We start from the raw sequence: 17,436 nt of genomic DNA on the forward strand, positions 1-17,436 counted from the left end.
CGTTTGGTGGGGGTGCAGCAAGCTGTATCCCCGCTCTTCGTATAGGGTCGGCTAGATTTTTAGATAGCACCTATGCTTGCCGTTTAGTGGAGGCAATAGAAAGCGGGATCTCTCAATTTAGAACTTCGGAATTTTTGTCGCGACCAGGCTTTTTTGTCAAGCTAATCTCTCAAAAATATAAAGTGTAAAACAGCCCCACGTAGCGGGTTAGAGATCAAATCTCTAAACAGACGAAAACTGTAAAAGGTGAACATTTCTTCTCTGTGGGGCGCCTTAGTATTCCACTGAGATTGTGCCCAGTTCTTTCAGTGGGTCAATCAACATTTGTTAAGTAGCGCGTTGTTCCTAAATCGGTAAAGGCTGTGTTGGAAGGCTTAATTGGTGGCCTTTTTAATGGCATTAGCATTGGTGCGGTGCTATTGATTGTGGCGTTGGGCTTAGCCATTGTATTTGGCTTGATGGGGGTCATTAATCTGGCCCACGGCGAACTGATGATGTTTGGGGCTTACACCACCTTTGTGGTGCAAAATGTGGCCAAAAGCATTGGGGGCATTGCTCCTGATCTGTACATTTTTGCGGCCCTGCCTCTGGCGTTTTTGGTGGCCGCTTTGCTGGGCTTGCTGCTAGAGCGAACGGTGATTCGCTATCTTTATGGGCGTCCCCTGGAAACGCTGCTGGCCACCTGGGGGGTGAGCCTGATTTTGATTCAGTTCATCCGCAGCGTCAGCCTGCCGATGGTGATTGGCCTGGGCATTTTCGCGGTGTTGTTCTTAGTTGGTCGCTGGGTGCTGACGCGCTACACCGACTGGGAGCGCATTCAAGCCTGGGCCAACCCGGTGTTTTTGGGGCTGTCGGCGGCGATCGCAGTGCTGGCCTGGATTTTAATTGGCAACGCTGGCAGTGCTAAGTTCTCGCGAGCCTGGTTTAGCACCCGCAACGTGGATGTCACGCCGCCCAGCTGGCTGCGGGGGGGCATCACCCTGGGCGATTCGCTGCAGTTTCCCTCCGCCCGACTGTTCATTATTGTGCTCACCATTCTTTGCTTGGTGGCAGTCTATTGGTTCCTCAACGGCACGGCCTGGGGACTGCGGATTCGCTCTGTGACTCAGAATCGAGGCATGAGTGCCTGCTTGGGCATTCCCACCGGACAGGTGGATGCGATTACGTTTGCTCTGGGGTCTGGGCTGGCGGGGATAGCCGGGTGCGCGGTGACGCTGCTGGGTTCAGTGGGCCCTAACCTGGGGGCCAACTACATCGTCGATGCCTTCATGGTGGTGGTGGTGGGCGGAGTCGGCAAGCTGGTGGGCAGCATTGTGGCGGCGCTTGTGATTGGCATTACGACCTATCTGGTCGGGTCGGGCACCGTGGCGCTGCTGTTTCCGCCGACAGGATTCTTTAAGCCTGCGGTTGACTTCTTCACCTTTTTTGCCACTACAAGCATGGCCAAGGTGATGGTGTTTGCGTTGATTATCGCCTTTTTGCAGGTGCGGCCCGCTGGGCTGTTCCCGCCGAAGGGCCGTTCGGTGGAGCTATAGGGCTATGACTACAGATATTGCCGTTCAGCCGCGCCGGGCCGCCAAGGCCAGCCAAAAGCGCAAGTTAATGATTGAGGCGATCGCAGTCATTGCGATCGCCCTCATCCTGATTCTGATCATGCCGATGCTGCTGACGGGCTTTCGGCTGAATCTGCTGGGGCGCTTTTTAGCCCTGGGTATTGTGGCCCTGGGCATCGACTTGATCTGGGGTTTTACGGGCCTGCTCAGCCTGGGCCACGGCATCTTCTTTGGCCTCGGCGGCTATGCCTTTGCCATGTACCTGGAGTTAAACACCCTGGGCGAGGGGCAACTGCCGGAGTTCTTTGGTCTCTACGGGGTGACGGAGCTGCCCTGGTTTTGGCAGCCGTTCAACTCGCTACCGTTTACGCTGCTGGCGATTTTTACCATCCCGGCGATCGTGGCGGGGTTGCTGGGCTACCTGGTGTTCCGCAACCGCATTCGCGGGGTCTACTTCTCGATTTTGACCCAAGCCGCCCTGGTGGTGTTTTTTAACCTGTTCAATGGTCAGCAAAAGCTGATCAACGGCACCAACGGTCTGAAAACTTCCACCTCGGTGTTTATGAATCAGCAGGTGGGCAGCGACGGCATGCGGATGTTCTTTTACATCAGCACCGTCATTGCGCTGATTGCCATGTACGCCCTCTGCCGCTGGCTCACTAGTGGGCGCTTTGGCCGCATGCTAGTAGCCATTCGCGATGACGAAAACCGAGTGCGCTTTTCGGGCTATGACCCGACGGCGTTTAAGGTGCTGGTGTTTGCGGTCTCCGGGGCGATCGCAGGCATTGCCGGTGCCCTCTACACAGTTCAATCGGGCATCATCTCTCCCCAGGTCATGGATATTGCCTTCTCCATTGAGATGGTGATTTGGGTAGCCGTGGGTGGGCGTGCCACTCTGGTGGGTGCCGTGCTGGGTGCCGTGCTGGTGAACATGGCCCGTAGCCTGCTCAGCGAGCGCTTTCCTGACGTGTGGCTGTTTTTCCAAGGGGCGTTGTTCCTGATTGTGGTGACGGCTTTGCCGGACGGCATTATTGGCTGGGGTCGTCGCCAGTTTGGCTCTATGGTTAGCTCAGCTCTAGGTCTCACTCCCACAGATGTACCCTACGCCAGCGATAGCGATTCGGTCGTTGAAGCTGTTCCCGAGTTTGCCGAAAAGTAGCCTGCTGAAAAGTAGGGTGGGCAATGCCCACCATTTAACTAAGGCTTCCACAGCTTAGTTAAGGCAATAACCCCTTATGTATGTATTGCTCACCCACCCCAGCAAAAGCCTCGATCAGCGCCACAGATCAATGGTGGGCAGTGCCCACCCTACCCATCCACCCCCACCCATCCACCCACAATGAGCACCAAAGTCCTAGAGATCAAAGACGTCACCGTCAGTTTCGATGGGTTTAAGGCCATCAACAACCTCAACTTCAGCATGGATGAGGGCGAACTGCGGGTGATTATTGGCCCCAACGGCGCGGGTAAAACCACCTTCTTAGACGTGATTAGCGGCAAAACCAAACCCACCGAGGGCGCGGCCTACTTTAAGGGTCAAGATCTGCGCAAATACAAAGAACACGAGATCTCTCGCCTGGGCATTGGTCGCAAGTTTCAAACCCCCCGTGTCTACCTCAACCTCACCCCCCGCGAAAACCTCGATCTCTCCTGCAATCGCAATAAAAACGTCTTCTCCACACTGTTCAAAAAGGCCCCGCCCGCTGAAAAACGCACCGTGGGCGGCCTGCTCGAAACCATTGGCCTCGACCACAAAGCCGACATCCCCGCCGCGCTTCTCTCCCACGGCGAAAAGCAGTGGCTCGAAATCGGTATGCTGGTGGCCCAGTCGCCCGACCTTCTGCTGGTGGATGAGCCAGTGGCAGGCCTCACCGACGAAGAAACTGAGCAAACCGGCAAACTGCTGATGTCGCTAGCCGAAAGCCACTCCATTGTGGTAATCGAGCACGACATGGAGTTTGTGCGCCAGATCGCCCGCCAGGTTACCGTGCTGCACCAGGGCAGCGTGCTCTTTGAAGGCACAATGGACCAGGTGCAGACCGACCCCAAGGTAATTGAGGTCTACCTGGGCAAAGAAACCGGCCTCACCCCTGAGCAAATGCTGCTGCTGCGCATTGCCGCCACTATGGCCTGGGCCGACGACAACTTTGCCGACGTGCAGCAGGCAGTAATTCTCGATCGCCTCAGCCGCAAGTTTGCCCACGCCCCCGAAGAGCAGGCCGAGCTGCGGAACGATCTCAAGAGCCTGCTGGCCACCGAGATTCCCCTAGAAGAGCTGGTACCTCAGCTCACCACCCAAGCTCAGCGTGAAGAAGCCCTCATGCTCAGCTACGAGGTGATTAGCTCGAACCAGATTAATCAAACCGAGGCGGTAGTCTACCAAAAGCTGCTGAACCTGCTGGGCCTGCCAACAGAAACCGTCAGCCGCCTAGAAGCTGCCGCCCTAGAGGAACTGGCTGCGCGGGGGTAGATGGGTAGACGAGTAGATGGGTGAATGAGTCAGTTTACTATTCACCCCATCACCCACTCTCCTACCCCATCCACTCTCCTACCCATCCACCCTCCCACCCCCTTACTCCCCACTCCCCATGACCACCACCCTCCCCACCCCGGCCTTACAAGACCCCATGACCGCGCCCATGCTTGAGGTTTCGGGGCTGAACTTTTACTACGGCGAGAGCCACATTCTGCGCGATGTGAGCATGACGATTCCTAAGGGGCAAATGGTCTGCCTAATTGGCCGCAATGGCGTGGGCAAAACCACCATGCTCAAAAACATCATGGGGGTGCTGCGACCGCGCAGGGGTGAAATCCGCTTTGAGGGGCAGGTGGTGAATAGCTTTCCCCCCGATCGCCGGGCGCGGCTGGGCATTGGCTACGTGCCCCAGGGCCGAGAAGTGATTCCGCGGCTGACGGTGCGAGAGAATTTGCTAATTGGCCAGGAGGCCTTGGGCAGTCGCGGTAAGGCGCAGAAAGAAGTGCCCGAGGAGATTTATGAGCTATTTCCCGTGCTCAAGACCATGCTCGATCGCATGGGAGGCGACCTCAGCGGTGGTCAGCAGCAGCAGCTAGCGATCGCCCGCGCCATCATGGGCCAGCCCAAACTGCTCGTGTTAGATGAACCCACTGAAGGCATTCAGCCCTCGATCATTCTCGACATTGAGGCGGCGGTGAAAAAGATCATTAGAACCACCGGCATTTCAGTATTGCTGGTAGAACAGCACCTGCACTTTGTGCGCCAGGCCGACTACTACTACGCTATGCAGCGGGGTGGCATTGTGGCCAACGGCCCTACCAGCGAACTCACCAACGACATCATCCAAGAGTTCTTAGCCGTGTAGCGGCTTCGGGGAGTTTATCTCAAAGGCGTGAAAATTTTGGTTGGGCAAAGGTTTACGCCTTTGTCCATTGTCATAGCGGCTGTGAAAACGCTTCATCCTCCGTCAGCGGTCCACGCCAGTGCGTCCGATGGCTATACGCTAGTGCGCTGCTCAGTTTTTGTCGGGGGTTAGTGGCTAGGGATGGTCAGTGCAGTGGCCATCGCTGTAGTTGTGCGATCGACTGCTTGTCACTGAGCTGAAATAGCGACAGTTGCTCTAGTCACGAAGTTGTCACTTTTGAATTTTATGATCGGCACAACCCCTTCTTCATGCTGAAACCTAATAGCTGTTGAGAGCTTTTTATTATGCAAAATTACTATCCTTGGAATACTCAGGCTCTAGTAGATTGGCTCAATCAAGAACTTCGCTACCGCACGAAACAAGACTTAGAAGCCGTATTAGGTGTAGAACGCCATGTGATTAAATCTTGGCTCACTCAACCTTCGCCTGCTATTACCCTGACCCATCTGCGGGCGATCGCTGACTACAAAGGCTCAAGTGTAGACCAAACCATTAGCTGGCTTGGGTTACAGCCTGCCCACGTACAAGAACTTGTCGACCAAGATGTCTCAGGAGCTAGAGCGAGTCTTCGGTAACAATTTAGCGACAACTAGATTTGGGGGTTGGTACGAGGGTTAAAAATATAAAGGATTGATCGAGAATCGATCTCTCATATTTTTGGTGGCAACTCACTATGACCAGCAGATTTAGATCGATTGATGGCAGCCGGTTCTTTTCGCTGCGACGCTTGGGCTGGGCTGCGATCGCCGCTCTAATGACGCTGGTTATTCTCATCCTGAGCAGTCGATCCTCGCTCACCTGGGCGGATGCACCCGGTGCCAATCCGCCTGAAACCGCTGCTGCGCCTTTTTGGGTTGGGGCTGATGCTGGCACCACTTGGCGGATCTTTGGCCTAGAAATTGTGGGCAAAGTTATGAGTTCGCAAACCAACGGGGCTTACTCGGTGGTGATTAGCAATACTCCTCCCGAGGGTGGGCCGCCGCTCCACGTGCATGAGCATGAGGACGAGCTGTTTTACATTCTCAAGGGCACCTATGAGTTTCGCTTTGGCGACGAAACCGTAGTCGCTAACCCAGGGGATTTTGTGCATCTGCCGGCCCACATTCCCCACACCTTTCGCAACACTGGCTCTGAGCCTGGCATGGCGATGAACACTATGACCCCCGGCGGATTTGAGCAGTTCTTTGTTGAGATTGATCAACTGCCCAAGGAACAACCCCTCGATCGCAGTCAGGTTGCTGCGATCGCTAGCCGCTATGGTTTACAGTTCTTGCCAGAGTCATCGTAGTGCTGTCTGTTACCCAGTTCTGTTGGGCAGCTTCTGAATCGGCAGGACAAACAACCTTTGCCCTGCTAGGAGCCTGTCCTCGACTTAAGTGTATTGAATTTGAATTGGCTATCCCTTGCTCTACGTCACCACCAAAGAGGCCAAGCTACAGCTGATTCAAAATCGATTTTCGGGGCTGATCGGTCAGCCCATTTTGGGCTACGAGCTAGCTCAGATGTGGTGTGACGACGACCAACGGTGGAGCGACTGGATGGATTTGCCGCTGTTTTTGACCGTAGGTAGCTCCACTCTATCGATCTCCTGGCAAAAGTTTGACGACCTGGCCATTGAGGTGGGCCGAGTGCTGCCTTTTTCCCTCGGCGGATCAACGGTGCGCTGGTTGTGGGAAGGGGTGGCGGTGCTCGACGCCATTCTCGGTGCCACTATTGCCGCTGTCTCCCTGGGCCGCGGGCAGATGTCTATCGGCGGCAGCGAGCTTGAGATTTGGACGCGTCTGCTGATCACCCTCGACAGTGGCACCACCCTAGATGTGTTCAATGCCCTGGATGAAAACGGCATTGCCCTGGTTACCCTGGAGCCTGGGGATGAGGTTATCCAGGCCGTGGGATTGCAACCCTAGAGATTGCTCAAACAGCATGGGCACAGTTCTAGTGAAGCCAGACGACTAAGAACCGGGCGGCTTCAGCCCAGCAGAGTCTCGGGTTTGACCCCTTTAGCGATCGCACGCAGCCTAGCTGTGGGGCGTTGAAACCGCTACCAGATCGGCCTCAACCTCTTGGCGCAGACGAGCCAGAGTGGCCGAGGTTTGGGTATCGTTGAGCAGGGCTGCCAGGGTCGCGCTAACTCCCTCTGGCCCCCAGGTGCAACCCTGCTCCAGGTAAGTTTTAGCGGCTTGACCAACGGTGTAGGCCCCGTACCCAGCGGCGCTGGCCTGGGCGGTAATTGCCCCCGCTAAAGCAGCTACCCCCGAGGCGCTATCCACCAGAGTGACCAGGGCGGCGGTGGTTTTGCCTGCCCCGAGCAGCCCGCTGCCCAGCTCGCTCAGCAGCAGGGTGCCCGAGCTTTTGAGAATTGCCCGCCACAGCCGCCCCGCCTCGTGGCCTGTAATCGGAAAGCCGTAGAGCCGCGCCAGGGTGCGAATCATCACCAGGTCAATCAGCACGCCGCCTAGCAGGTCGAGACCCGCGATCGGGTTGAGGGCCACGGCGGCGGCTTTGTATTTGGCAAACTGCCAGATGGTTTCGTCGGCGCGATCGCTGTGCAGACGGCTCACGTGACCCACCAAATCGCCCTCAATAGACCGGGCGTGGCGCAGGGCATTGAGGGCTACCAGAGCCGAGCCATCCTGGCCCACAATCGCCAATAGCGCCCGGCGCAGCGGCTCAATCTGGGGAGGCTGAGGTTCCCACTCGTCGCTGGCGCGACCATCGGGCCATTCTACCCGCACCTGAAGCGGGGCCGGACTGGCCGCCACCATGACGACCTCTTCTACAGCCAGTTTGGCCCCTGGGGTGTCTCGGCCTAGCTCAGCCCGCAGACTATTGAGGGTGTCATATACCGCTTGGCGGTCAATTTCGGGATACAGATCGACCTTGTTAAACACCAGCAGCAGCGGCTTGTGCCCGCGCTGTAGCTCTACCAGAGCATCGTACTCAAGCTGGGTAATCTCCCCTGCCACCACAAACAAAATTAAATCGGCCTGAGTGGCTACGGTCTGAGCCATGTCGGCGCGAATATCGCCCCCAACCTCATCCAGGCCCGGGGTATCCACCAGCTCGATCTGCCAGGGCAGGTCGCTGTCAGCCTCGGGCTGCCAGTACACCGACCGGGGCCAGCGGGTGACCCCGTGCAGCGGGCCAGTTTCAAGAATGCTTTCTCCCACCAAGGCGTTGATCACCGCCGATTTGCCCCGGCTCACCAATCCAAACACCGCTACCCGCAGACAGCGCAACTCCAGCTTGGCGCTGAGGCTCTGGAGCTGACCCAGACCCTGCTTCACTGCCGCCTGGTGGGGGTTGGTACTGCCCTGTACTGCTGTGGAGTAGCGAGCAACGGCCTGGCTGAGGGTTTGGCGGGCGCGGGAGAGGAGGGGGGAGGGGGGCATAGGGGTGGATGGGTAGGGGGTGGATGGGTAGGGGGTTAGGAGTTGGGTGGGGTGGATTCGAGGGGGATGGCGATCGCTGGGATGGTTTCGGCGATCGGATCGAGGGCGATCGGTTCCAGATCGAGGGGGGCGGTGCTGGCGGGGAGTTGGGCAGGGGTGGGCTTGAGAATGTCGATGCCCTGTTTGGCCAGGGTTTGCAGCAGGCTGAGCTGGCGGTTTTGCTGAACGGTGGTTTGCAGGCGCTGGGCGATCGCCTCCCAGGACAATTCGCTGGTGGGGGTACCGGCCAGGGCGGCTTGCTCAAAGTAGTCAACTAGGCTAAGGCCGGCCATGCGGGTGAGGTAGGCAGCGCTGAGCCCCTGCACCAGTCCCCCAGCCAGGTAGGTGGCGAAGTGGCTTTTGAGCACGGCGGTGAGCACCTGGGTCGAGAGTTCGACCAGGCCCAGCTTGACGGTCAGGCTGGCCAGGGTACCGGCAGCGGTTTTGGCCTCGTTGAGGGTGAGGTTAAAGCCGTAGATCTTGCCCAGGTCGAGAATGAGCTGGCCGTTGATGGCGACGGTGGCCAGCAGATCGAGGGTGGGCACGGGGTTGGCAAAGGCAGCGGCTCCAGCCACCCACTGAAGCTGGTCGATCAGGGGCAGGGCGCGATCGCGGCGCAGGCGGTTGAGGTCAGTTTGCACCTGCTGGCGCAGGGCCTGGCTGCGGCGCAGCACCGTGGCGGCAACCAGGGTTGACCGTTCAGCCACTAGGGCGCGATCGAGGGCCGCCTGGAGTCCGGCGATCGCAGGTGCGGGCGTTTCCATAGTTTCGGTAAAGGTTCCGTCGGCCTGGTGACGGCGCACCTTGATGGGTCGAGGGGCAGCGGCGGCGGTGACGACGGGCACGGTGGCGGGCAGGGTTGCCACCCGCTGCTGCAGCTGGGTCAAAATCGTCTGCTGGTCGGCAGCGTCGTAGTGGTCGTGCTTGTTAAACACCAGCACCGCCCCCTGACCGGCGATCGCGCGCTCCCGTAGCAGGGTGAGGGCGCTGTCAGTGATGTCGCCGTCGGTAATCAGCAGCAGGCCGTCATAGTTGAGCCAGTCAGGGGTGGCGGTCAGGGTCATTTCCTCAAAGCTCAGGGCAGCGTCTTTCTCAACGGCTGCGTCGGCTGGGGGCGTAAGCAGGGTGAGTAAAGTGGTTTTGCCGGCGCGGGGTTCGCCTGCGATCGCCACCCGCAACGTCTGGCGATCGAGTTCTGCCCCTAGGGCCTGGTGTTCCTGGCGATAGGTGGTGAGCGGCGCAGAGACCTGGGCTACCTGGCCGGCTGACTCAGCTTCCCGGGCCAGGGTGTCGATCAGGGCCAACAGCGTTGCCAGCTCGATCTCAACTCGAGAGCGATCGACCACGGGTGGGGCAATGGGCTTGGGGGCCGCTGGCGCAGGTACGCCTCGCCGCCACCACCACAGCCCCGAGCCCAGGGCAATGGCGCTGAGCAACGTCGAGCTGTCCAGCGGGTTAATGTGAGTGCTGCCTAGCAGGGCCAAGGTGGCAGAAAGACCCAGGCCGCCTACCAGTAGCGGTCGCTTCAGCAGCGCTGGCAGGGCCAGCATCGGTTTTAGCTGCGGGAGAAATTCCCCCGCGCTAGTACCCGCAGTCTCTGTATCGAGATCGCTGGCAATGTCGTCTTTGCCCGTTAACCCTAGCCCCATGGCCTACTGCCTTTCTATATAAGTTGTAATTAAGCGGTGATGACGGCCCGATGCGACCACCGTTTCCCCTGGCCCGCTGGGGGCGGAACCGCGATCGCCACCAGCATTGTGTCAGCCGGCTTCAAACCCTGGAGAACGGCCTGCCCTAACTTTGGTGTCCGCTTTACTATTGTTGCAAAGGGGTTAGCATTCCTCCAGTAGGGTCTTCCTCCCCATTGGCGGCGTAGATGCCCGCCCAGGGTACCCATGAAGCGGTCGGTAATCCTACTGTAAACTGGTGTAGCGATCGCTCTGGCAGACTGGCTGCCTATTTTCAGCCCTGAATTGTTCCAAATCTATGCACCCCACCCTGATCCCTGGTACCACCCTTCAGAACCGCTACCGTGTGCTGCAAGAGCTGGGTCACGGTGGCTTTGGGCGCACCTACCTGGCCGAAGACCTGGGCCGCTTTAACGAACGCTGCGCCGTTAAAGAACTCGAACCTCAGCAGGGCGAGCAGTTTTCTGACAAAGCGCTTCAGCTGTTCCAGCGCGAGGCTGCCATTCTCTACAGCATTGAGCATCCCCAAATTCCCAAATTTCAAGCCATTTTTGAGGAAAATCAGCGCCTGTTTCTAGTCCAGGACTACATCGACGGTGTCACCTACCGCGACCTGCTCAACCAGCGGATTCAGCAGGGCATGGCTTTCTCAGAGGCCGAGGTGCGACAGTTTTTGCAGCAGATTTTGCCGGTGCTAGCCCACATTCACAGCAAGGGCATCATTCACCGCGATATCAGCCCCGACAACGTTATGCAGCGCCGGGCCGATAGCCTGCCGGTGCTAATCGACTTTGGGGTGGTAAAAGAAGTCGTCACCCGCATTCAGCCGCCTGGCACCCTGAGCCAGGCCACCTCGGTGGGCAAGCTGGGCTATGCTCCCAGCGAGCAAATGCAGTCGGGCCGGGCCTACCCCAGCAGCGACCTCTATGCCCTGGCAGTCACCGCCATCGTGCTGCTCACTGGCAAAGAACCCCAGGAAATTTTTGACGACGTCAACCTCAGCTGGCATTTGCCCAGCACCCTCAGCCCCGGCCTGCTTCAGGTGCTGCGAAAGGCCACCAGCTACCGACCGGGCGATCGCTACCAATCGGTGAGTGAAATGGCCCAAGCCCTTGGTGCCGTGGGCACAGCGCCTGGTACTGCTACCGTGCCGCCGCCCTCCCAGATGCGAACGGTGGCTGTGGGGCGACAGTATCAGCCGACTAGGGTTGGTGCGACGACCCAGGCCCCCAACTACACGGCCCCGGTGCCCGTTGCCGAGCCCGCCTCCGTGTGGGAAAACCCCTGGGCCGTGGCTGTGATTGGGGGCATTTTGGCTTTGCTAGCGGGCCTCGGCGGCTGGACGTTGGTGAGCCTGCTCAACCGCACCCCAGCCCCTACCCCGGTGCCCAGCCCCGAGATCACTCTTGACCCCCAACAGCCCGAACCGACTCCCGAACCCACCGCTGAGCCCACCCCCGAAACCAGCCCAGTTGAGTACAGCCAAAACCTATCGATCGCACCGGGGAGCGATCGCACCGTCAGGGGCAGTCTGCGTAGCAACGAAACGATTAACTACCGCCTCAACGCCGCCGCTGGCCAGGTTCTCTTAGCTCGCATGACCGGCGAAGGGGTGCTGATTACGGTGCTTACCCCCGAAGGAGAGCCGGTCGACAGCTCGGCCCAGCGCGTGCTCAACTGGCAGGGCACCCTACCAGCCGATGGCGAATACATCGTGCAGCTACGCCCGGTTCAGGGTCTAGAGCAGAGCGACTACGAGCTAGAGGTCAGCCTCAGCGCTCAACCTGACCCCGAAGCTACGGCTGAACCCGAGCCTGAGCCCAGCGTTGAGTCACCCCCACCGGTTGAACCTCAGCCTCAGCCTGAGCCTGAGCCGGGGCCAAACCCCGACGCCAACGTGGTTGAGCAGCAGGTGCGAATTCCGCCCGGGCAAACTAGCGTTCAGGTGTCGGGCCAGGTCAACGAAGCTCGCTCTCGCCGCTATATCATCAATGCTCAAGAGGGACAGGTGTTGGCCCTCGAGCTACCCAGCGTCAGCGGTCCCGTCACCCTTGACGTGCGCTTTCCCAATGGCGAGCTGATTCCTGACGCGTCGCGGGTGCTGTCGTGGCAGGGGCAGCTGCCCAGCAGCGGCAACTACATTGTGGATGTGTCGTCGCCTCGTCCGTCTAACTACGTGCTGACGATATCGGCAAATTAGGGGTGATGTAGAGGTTCAAGGTTTAGGGTTCAAGGTTTGGGGTATAGGGTGCAGGGGGCAGCCTTAGACCCTGACTCTGCACCTTGAACCCGTTCTGTAACTAAGGTTTTCCCTAAAGGGGCATATGGTTTCTCTGAATGCGCTACTGGTGGCTGGTACCGACACCGAAGTGGGTAAAACTGTTCTCACCAGTGCTCTATTGGCCTACTGGCAGCAGTATCGACCAGCTCAGGCTCCGGCGGTGCTGAAGCCGTTTCAGTCGGGGGTAGGCGATCGCGAGCTGTACCAGCGCCTCTTTTTCCCTGACACGAGTTTGGAGGCGATTACGCCCCAATATTTTGATGCGCCCCTGGCTCCACCCCTGGCCGCTGCTCTAGAGGGTCGCTCGGTAGATCTCACCTCGGCTTGGCGCATGTTGGAAACTGCTACCCAGCAACACCCCTGGGTGCTGGTGGAAGGGCTGGGGGGGCTGGGGTCACCGGTCACCTACGAACTCACCGTGGCGGATCTGGCGGCCGCTTGGCACTTGCCGGTGGTGCTGGTGGTGCCGGTCAGGCTAGGGGCGATCGCCCAGGCGATCGCCAACGTGGCCCTGGCCCGGCAAAACGCTATCGACCTACGGGGTATTGTGCTCAACTGTCCTCAGCCCTGTACCCCTGAGCAGATCGATCAGTGGGCTCCAGCGGGGCTGATCGCCAACCTAGCCCAGATTCCGGTGCTGGGCACGCTGCCCTACCTGCATACTCCGGAGTCACCGACGGCCTTGGCGGCGGCGGCCGCCAGTCTAGAGTTAGAGGCACTCTATCCGGCAACGGCACTGAACCTAGCAAAAAGCCGCTAGGTCGAGCCTTAGCGGCCGGTAGCGGTAGCAGCAGTTAACTGATTTAAGCGTTCACTCCGGCAGGAAACCCGGTGGTCACGCCCTCTGTTCTGAGGTCAAGAACAGTCGTTTTGGCGAGCTCAACGGTAACCCCAACTCGGTCTTCAGGGAAACAGTCGCGACTGCCCTTTTTGCACTCAGCCATGATCTCGACAATGGGGACTGAAGCGGCAGCGGCAGGAGGCAGAGTCGGAGGTAGCTGAAAGAACATAGTTAATTCCTATAGTCGCCCTGATGTGGTCGTAATTTTAGCCAAGTTGGCGATCGCAGGGGACTATCACTTTAACTAGAAGCCCCAATGCTGTTACAAAGCTTAAAATTCCCCTCAAAGCTGCAAGAAAAGAGCTTAAGCATCTAATGAACCTAAGGATCATTTCTCAGGTTGCACTTTTACACCCCTAGGCGGAAGCTTCAATAAAGAACGAAAAGCGACGGGCTGCCCCCGCAAAACAGACCAAGGGCGTTGCTGAACAGTGGCATGAATTAGCCAGGCACAAACGGCCTTTGCTCCTACGAGAGACGTTGAGTTTTTGACTTATACCTGTATTCAGCAGTCCTGAATGAAAGCCGCAGACTGCCTGTGTCAGCAGGGAATGCGGTTGGGCTTGAGTTCTAGCCTTGTGAATTAGCTTGACCAGTAGCTCATCTGCCCTAGGCACTGACTCAAGGCAATGGTCCCTTTGGTTACAATCACCAGGCAGTGCGTTGCAGGCAAGGCAGTGGCAATTCTTCGTGGCATCAAACTGGGTCGATGGCGGCGATGGCGGTGGCTGTCGGTCATGCTGCTCACAACTTATATCACCGTGCAACTGGTGCCCTACGGCGCGCTGGCAGCCGTTTCGCCGAGGGCAACTAGGCAGGCCCCAACGACTGCCTCAGCTACCGATAACTCGGACTGGCTGGCTCAGCTCGAACCGCTGCCCGGCGGCAGCGTGGCTCTGCCCAATTTTGACCCGGCGGTGAATGGGTTCCAGTTTTCTAACCAGGAGTTGACCCAGGCCATCGATATCACCCGCAATCCTCAGGCTTGGGAAGAGGTGCTGACTGAGCAACTGCAACAGCTTTTCGGCACCCAGGTTTGTGTCGGGGGCGCATCGACTACCTGCGTGCTCACCGCCGCTGCCCAAAGCTGGCTACAAACTCAATTAGGCCGCATGAACCAGGGCCTCTCGGAGGGCATGGCCGCCGCGGTGCTTGACCTGTGGCAGCCCGGTCAGCCGCGCCTGCCCTGGTGGCAGCGGTTGGTCAATGCCGTGCTGGGGCGCACGGTGTTCGGTCTAGTGCGCACCCTGTTTGACCTGCAAACCTTCATTGCCAACCTGTTTCTGATGCAGGGGGTGACTGAGGTGGCTCAGCAAACCCAGACCGTGCGCGACACTTTTACGCCGACGCAAATTTTGCGATCGCTGCTGGGGGTCTTTCTCGGCGGCTCCCTCGACCCGTTCACGATGGGGGTATATCGCCGCCTGGAGGGTGCTCTGACCGAGGGCCACAGCCTCACCCCCTACCGCGTCGAAGACCGAGGCCAGGGCAAGTATTGGGTTTATGTCTATGACAGCAACTTCCCCGCCGGTCGGCCCGACAGTCCCTCCGACCTCCACGTGGAGTTTGACACCCAGGCTGATACTTGGACCTACCAACCCACCGCCAGCGCTCCGGCGTTGCAAGGCGATGGGCAAAGCAAAACCCTCGATCTGACTCAGCGATCGTGGCGACAGCCCCCAGCTGATCAACCGCTGGCTGCCACTGGCCCCTTCACCTGCCCCTTTTGTGGCCCTAAGGCCGAAACTGAGGTCGAGGTCGAGACAAAAGCCGCTGCTACCGTAGACATCACCTTAATTGGCGAAGGGGTGCTCGCCATTACCCCCTATGAGGACTCGGCGTCCGCCGACCTAACCCTACTGTCTGTCAGCAATCAGGACGCCGTGGAGCTAGTGCCCTTCAAAGGCGGATTGAATCGCGGGGTGCCCGCCAGCTATCGACTGCCCGCCGCTCAGATGGGGCAACCTCTCCAGGTCACCCTAACTGGGGTGACCACGGCACCCAGCCAGACCGCTACGCTCCAGCTCACGGGGCCAGGGTACACAGCCAACGTTGAGGAACTCAGGCTTGACCCCAACCAAACCCTCACCCTGTTTTTAGTGCCCAATGCCACCGACCCTGAGATTACCCTAGTGGCCAACCGAGCCACCGACCTGCCCCACCTCTCAATCAATCTCACCGATGAGACCAGAACCTACCAGTTCAACTCGTCTACCCCAGAAACCGGATTTTCGCTCACCGATCGCCAGGTGTCTAAAAGCTCTGGGTTTGACCTCAGCGGCCTCAAATTGCCAGCGGGCCAGCGTGTTGCCCTAGCCGCCAAAACCGACCTCAAGCGCCTTTACTTTGCCGACGACACCCTTGCCCCGAGCCAGTACACCCTCACGGTTAAAAATCGCATTGTGATCAAAGACCGCATGCAGCTAGGGGAACGTCAGCCCGACTTCGTCAACTACACCCTGGCCTACGACGAAGAAATGCGGGCCAGCGGCGTGCAGATCGAAAGCCAGCGCCAAGCGTTTTTTGATTACGATCCGGCCTTTATTGACCCCGCTGAACTGCCCCGACAGGCGCTGCTGGAAGCTTTCGACCAGCGCGATTTTCCTATCACCATCGCCTACGAACCTTTGGCCAGTTCCAATGGACAGAGCCCGCTGCGACTGGTGCCTTCGGAAAACGAACCTGTCGGTCGGCGGGTGTTTCAGGGATCGTTGCAGAAGGGTGGGGAGAAGGGGTGAGGAAGTAGGGAGTGGGAGGGTGGGCAGGTAGGGGAGTGAGAGGAGTGGGGGCGGTTGAGGCAGTGGGTTAGTCGAAATCGGTGGGCTGATCGGGATTTTTGAGATAGTCAAAAAAGCGTTGAATTTGTTCTGGCCCGGTGCGGCCTAGGGAAAGGGGCGGAATGTCGTTGGGGCCAAAGAAGTCAACGGCTGGTGTTTCGTAGCTGGGGGTGAGTTGCCCACCAGTAATTTCGCAGTGAAACACTAGCCTGTAGCTGTGGTGCAGGGCCGGCGGGTGCCCGTGGCGGGGGTGGGCGCGATCGTAGCAGGCTAGCAGTTGGGTGGCCCGAGCCGTGAAGCCAGATTCTTCAAAAATTTCGCGCTCAACAGCGTGGCTGGGGGAGTCGCCAATGTCGGCCCAGCCGCCGGGCAGAGCCCACAGCCCATCCGATTGCTCCTGCACCAGCAGAATTTTTTGATCGCGAAACACAACGCCTCTGACATCAACTTTGGGGGTGGCGTGGCCCTGCTCTTGTTGCCAGAGATTGAGAATCGTGGGCGGATCGGCCTCAATTTGGGCGGCGAGCATGGCAGCGGCGATCGCCTGAATCTGCTCGTAGCGCTCTACATCAAAAGGATGATTTTTGTAGTGCAGCCCGGTTTGGGCAATGCCCTGAAGTTGCTGAATCCAGCCTAGCCATGGAGAGGTCATAGGAAGCGATTAATCCATCGAATTAAATCACCCAAATTTTAGGGCTTAGCTTTGGGCACTAAAGTCAAATTCCTGCAATTCTGATGTGTTGACAGCCGTCTAACAGAGATGAATGCACGGTTTTGGCGAACATTTATAATCGTGCAACAGTGACCCAATTCAAGTTAATAACCCAACAGGCATGCCGCCGTCGAGAATACACCTAACCTAAGGAGGAATCCGAGAAAAACCGGATAAATGTTAAAAGAACTGCCGCAATCCATGAGTATTTATACCGTTTTCTCGGTGATTCTGCGGAACTGATAGAGAATTCATAAAACTTTAGTTAATCTTCCTTTGACGGCAAAAATTATGTGATTCTTCAATCAGGAAACGATAAATCAAGGGATTGACAAGCTACATCAGGGGTGCGATCGCCTCGTAACATCCAGTTACACGGCTTCTCTGCAATAAAGCCTTAGATTACTTAATAAAATTCTCATGAAGGCGGTGATAGGATTTCCTCAAGTAAGCCATAAGCTTTTCTTACCATTGCTGGTCGCTGTTTTCTGGAGAGCATTAGTCATGTCTACTAACCCCGTTGGAATCAAGCCCGAAACCCGGAATCACAAGGGATTTTTTGTTCAGGATGCTGACTATGAATTGGTCAGTATTGAGGCCTCTGGCTGGGCTCTCATTTGCGTTGATGATGCCGTTTGTCACTACGTTGACCCGGACAATCTGCTGATCCAGAATCTTGACGCTTAAGATAACTCCAGGCCAGCTACCTGCCTCAGCCAAGGCAAATTTTGTATCAATCAGTTAATACTTAG

At 57.9% G+C, this 17,436-nt stretch carries 15 protein-coding genes; 11 read left to right on the plus strand and 4 right to left on the minus strand.

Annotated features, from left to right (window positions below; all coding sequences use genetic code 11):
• The first annotated feature begins 362 nt into the window (after positions 1 to 362).
• The 7 genes from H6F75_RS20965 (at position 363) to H6F75_RS20995 (ending at position 6,861) form a co-directional block, all read left to right on the plus strand.
• Positions 363 to 1,535, plus strand: a complete 1,173-nt coding sequence (locus tag H6F75_RS20965) for a branched-chain amino acid ABC transporter permease (RefSeq protein ID WP_190754395.1) — start codon at positions 363 to 365, stop codon at positions 1,533 to 1,535.
• 4 nt (positions 1,536 to 1,539) lie between these two features.
• Positions 1,540 to 2,712: an urea ABC transporter permease subunit UrtC gene (gene urtC / locus H6F75_RS20970; protein WP_190754396.1), complete on the plus strand. Its 1,173-nt coding sequence runs from the start codon at positions 1,540 to 1,542 to the stop codon at positions 2,710 to 2,712.
• 180 nt (positions 2,713 to 2,892) lie between these two features.
• The gene (gene urtD / locus H6F75_RS20975; protein ID WP_190754397.1) at positions 2,893 to 4,023 is read left to right on the plus strand and encodes an urea ABC transporter ATP-binding protein UrtD; all 1,131 of its coding nucleotides are present in this window, start codon (positions 2,893 to 2,895) and stop codon (positions 4,021 to 4,023) included.
• Between the two features lie 118 nt (positions 4,024 to 4,141).
• Positions 4,142 to 4,894: an urea ABC transporter ATP-binding subunit UrtE gene (urtE, locus tag H6F75_RS20980; RefSeq protein ID WP_199304045.1), complete on the plus strand. Its 753-nt coding sequence runs from the start codon at positions 4,142 to 4,144 to the stop codon at positions 4,892 to 4,894.
• A gap of 344 nt (positions 4,895 to 5,238) precedes the next feature.
• Entirely contained in the window at positions 5,239 to 5,529 is a 291-nt protein-coding gene (locus H6F75_RS20985) for a hypothetical protein (protein WP_190754398.1), read from the plus strand.
• A 98-nt stretch (positions 5,530 to 5,627) separates the two neighbouring features.
• Positions 5,628 to 6,242, plus strand: a complete 615-nt coding sequence (locus tag H6F75_RS20990) for a cupin domain-containing protein (protein ID WP_190754399.1) — start codon at positions 5,628 to 5,630, stop codon at positions 6,240 to 6,242.
• A 115-nt stretch (positions 6,243 to 6,357) separates the two neighbouring features.
• Positions 6,358 to 6,861, plus strand: coding sequence for a hypothetical protein (locus H6F75_RS20995; protein WP_190754400.1), 504 nt, complete (start codon positions 6,358 to 6,360; stop codon positions 6,859 to 6,861).
• A gap of 111 nt (positions 6,862 to 6,972) precedes the next feature.
• Here H6F75_RS20995 and H6F75_RS21000 read toward each other — a convergent pair whose 3' ends face one another.
• Together H6F75_RS21000 and H6F75_RS21005 are read right to left on the minus strand one after the other, a co-directional pair.
• Positions 6,973 to 8,346, minus strand: coding sequence for a GTP-binding protein (locus tag H6F75_RS21000; RefSeq protein WP_190754401.1), 1,374 nt, complete (start codon positions 8,344 to 8,346; stop codon positions 6,973 to 6,975).
• 35 nt (positions 8,347 to 8,381) lie between these two features.
• Positions 8,382 to 10,034: a YcjF family protein gene (locus tag H6F75_RS21005; protein ID WP_190754402.1), complete on the minus strand. Its 1,653-nt coding sequence runs from the start codon at positions 10,032 to 10,034 to the stop codon at positions 8,382 to 8,384.
• Between the two features lie 337 nt (positions 10,035 to 10,371).
• Between H6F75_RS21005 and H6F75_RS21010 the strand changes: the two genes are divergently transcribed.
• A complete protein-coding gene (locus H6F75_RS21010) occupies positions 10,372 to 12,273 on the plus strand; it encodes a serine/threonine-protein kinase (protein WP_190754403.1) in 1,902 nt (633 codons plus the stop codon).
• 124 nt (positions 12,274 to 12,397) lie between these two features.
• Positions 12,398 to 13,114 carry a dethiobiotin synthase gene (gene bioD, locus H6F75_RS21015; RefSeq protein ID WP_190754404.1) on the plus strand — a complete coding sequence of 239 codons (717 nt, stop codon included), beginning with the start codon at positions 12,398 to 12,400 and terminating at the stop codon, positions 13,112 to 13,114.
• Between the two features lie 43 nt (positions 13,115 to 13,157).
• Here the strand turns inward: bioD and H6F75_RS21020 are convergent, their stop codons facing one another.
• On the minus strand, positions 13,158 to 13,364 hold the full coding sequence (locus tag H6F75_RS21020; RefSeq protein WP_190754405.1) for a hypothetical protein: 207 nt from the start codon (positions 13,362 to 13,364) through the stop codon (positions 13,158 to 13,160).
• A gap of 508 nt (positions 13,365 to 13,872) precedes the next feature.
• On the opposite strand from H6F75_RS21020, the gene H6F75_RS21025 reads away from it, so the two are divergent.
• Positions 13,873 to 15,933: a hypothetical protein gene (locus H6F75_RS21025; protein ID WP_190754406.1), complete on the plus strand. Its 2,061-nt coding sequence runs from the start codon at positions 13,873 to 13,875 to the stop codon at positions 15,931 to 15,933.
• A gap of 67 nt (positions 15,934 to 16,000) precedes the next feature.
• Here the strand turns inward: H6F75_RS21025 and H6F75_RS21030 are convergent, their stop codons facing one another.
• A complete protein-coding gene (locus H6F75_RS21030; RefSeq protein ID WP_190754407.1) occupies positions 16,001 to 16,624 on the minus strand; it encodes an NUDIX hydrolase N-terminal domain-containing protein in 624 nt (207 codons plus the stop codon).
• A 564-nt stretch (positions 16,625 to 17,188) separates the two neighbouring features.
• Between H6F75_RS21030 and H6F75_RS21035 the strand changes: the two genes are divergently transcribed.
• Positions 17,189 to 17,371 (plus strand): hypothetical protein, encoded by a 183-nt coding sequence (locus H6F75_RS21035; protein WP_190517623.1) that lies wholly within the window; start codon positions 17,189 to 17,191, stop codon positions 17,369 to 17,371.
• Positions 17,372 to 17,436 lie beyond the last annotated feature (65 nt).

The sequence above is a fragment of the Nodosilinea sp. FACHB-131 genome, assembly GCF_014695395.1.
Taxonomy (GTDB): Bacteria; Cyanobacteriota; Cyanobacteriia; order Phormidesmidales; family Phormidesmidaceae; genus Nodosilinea.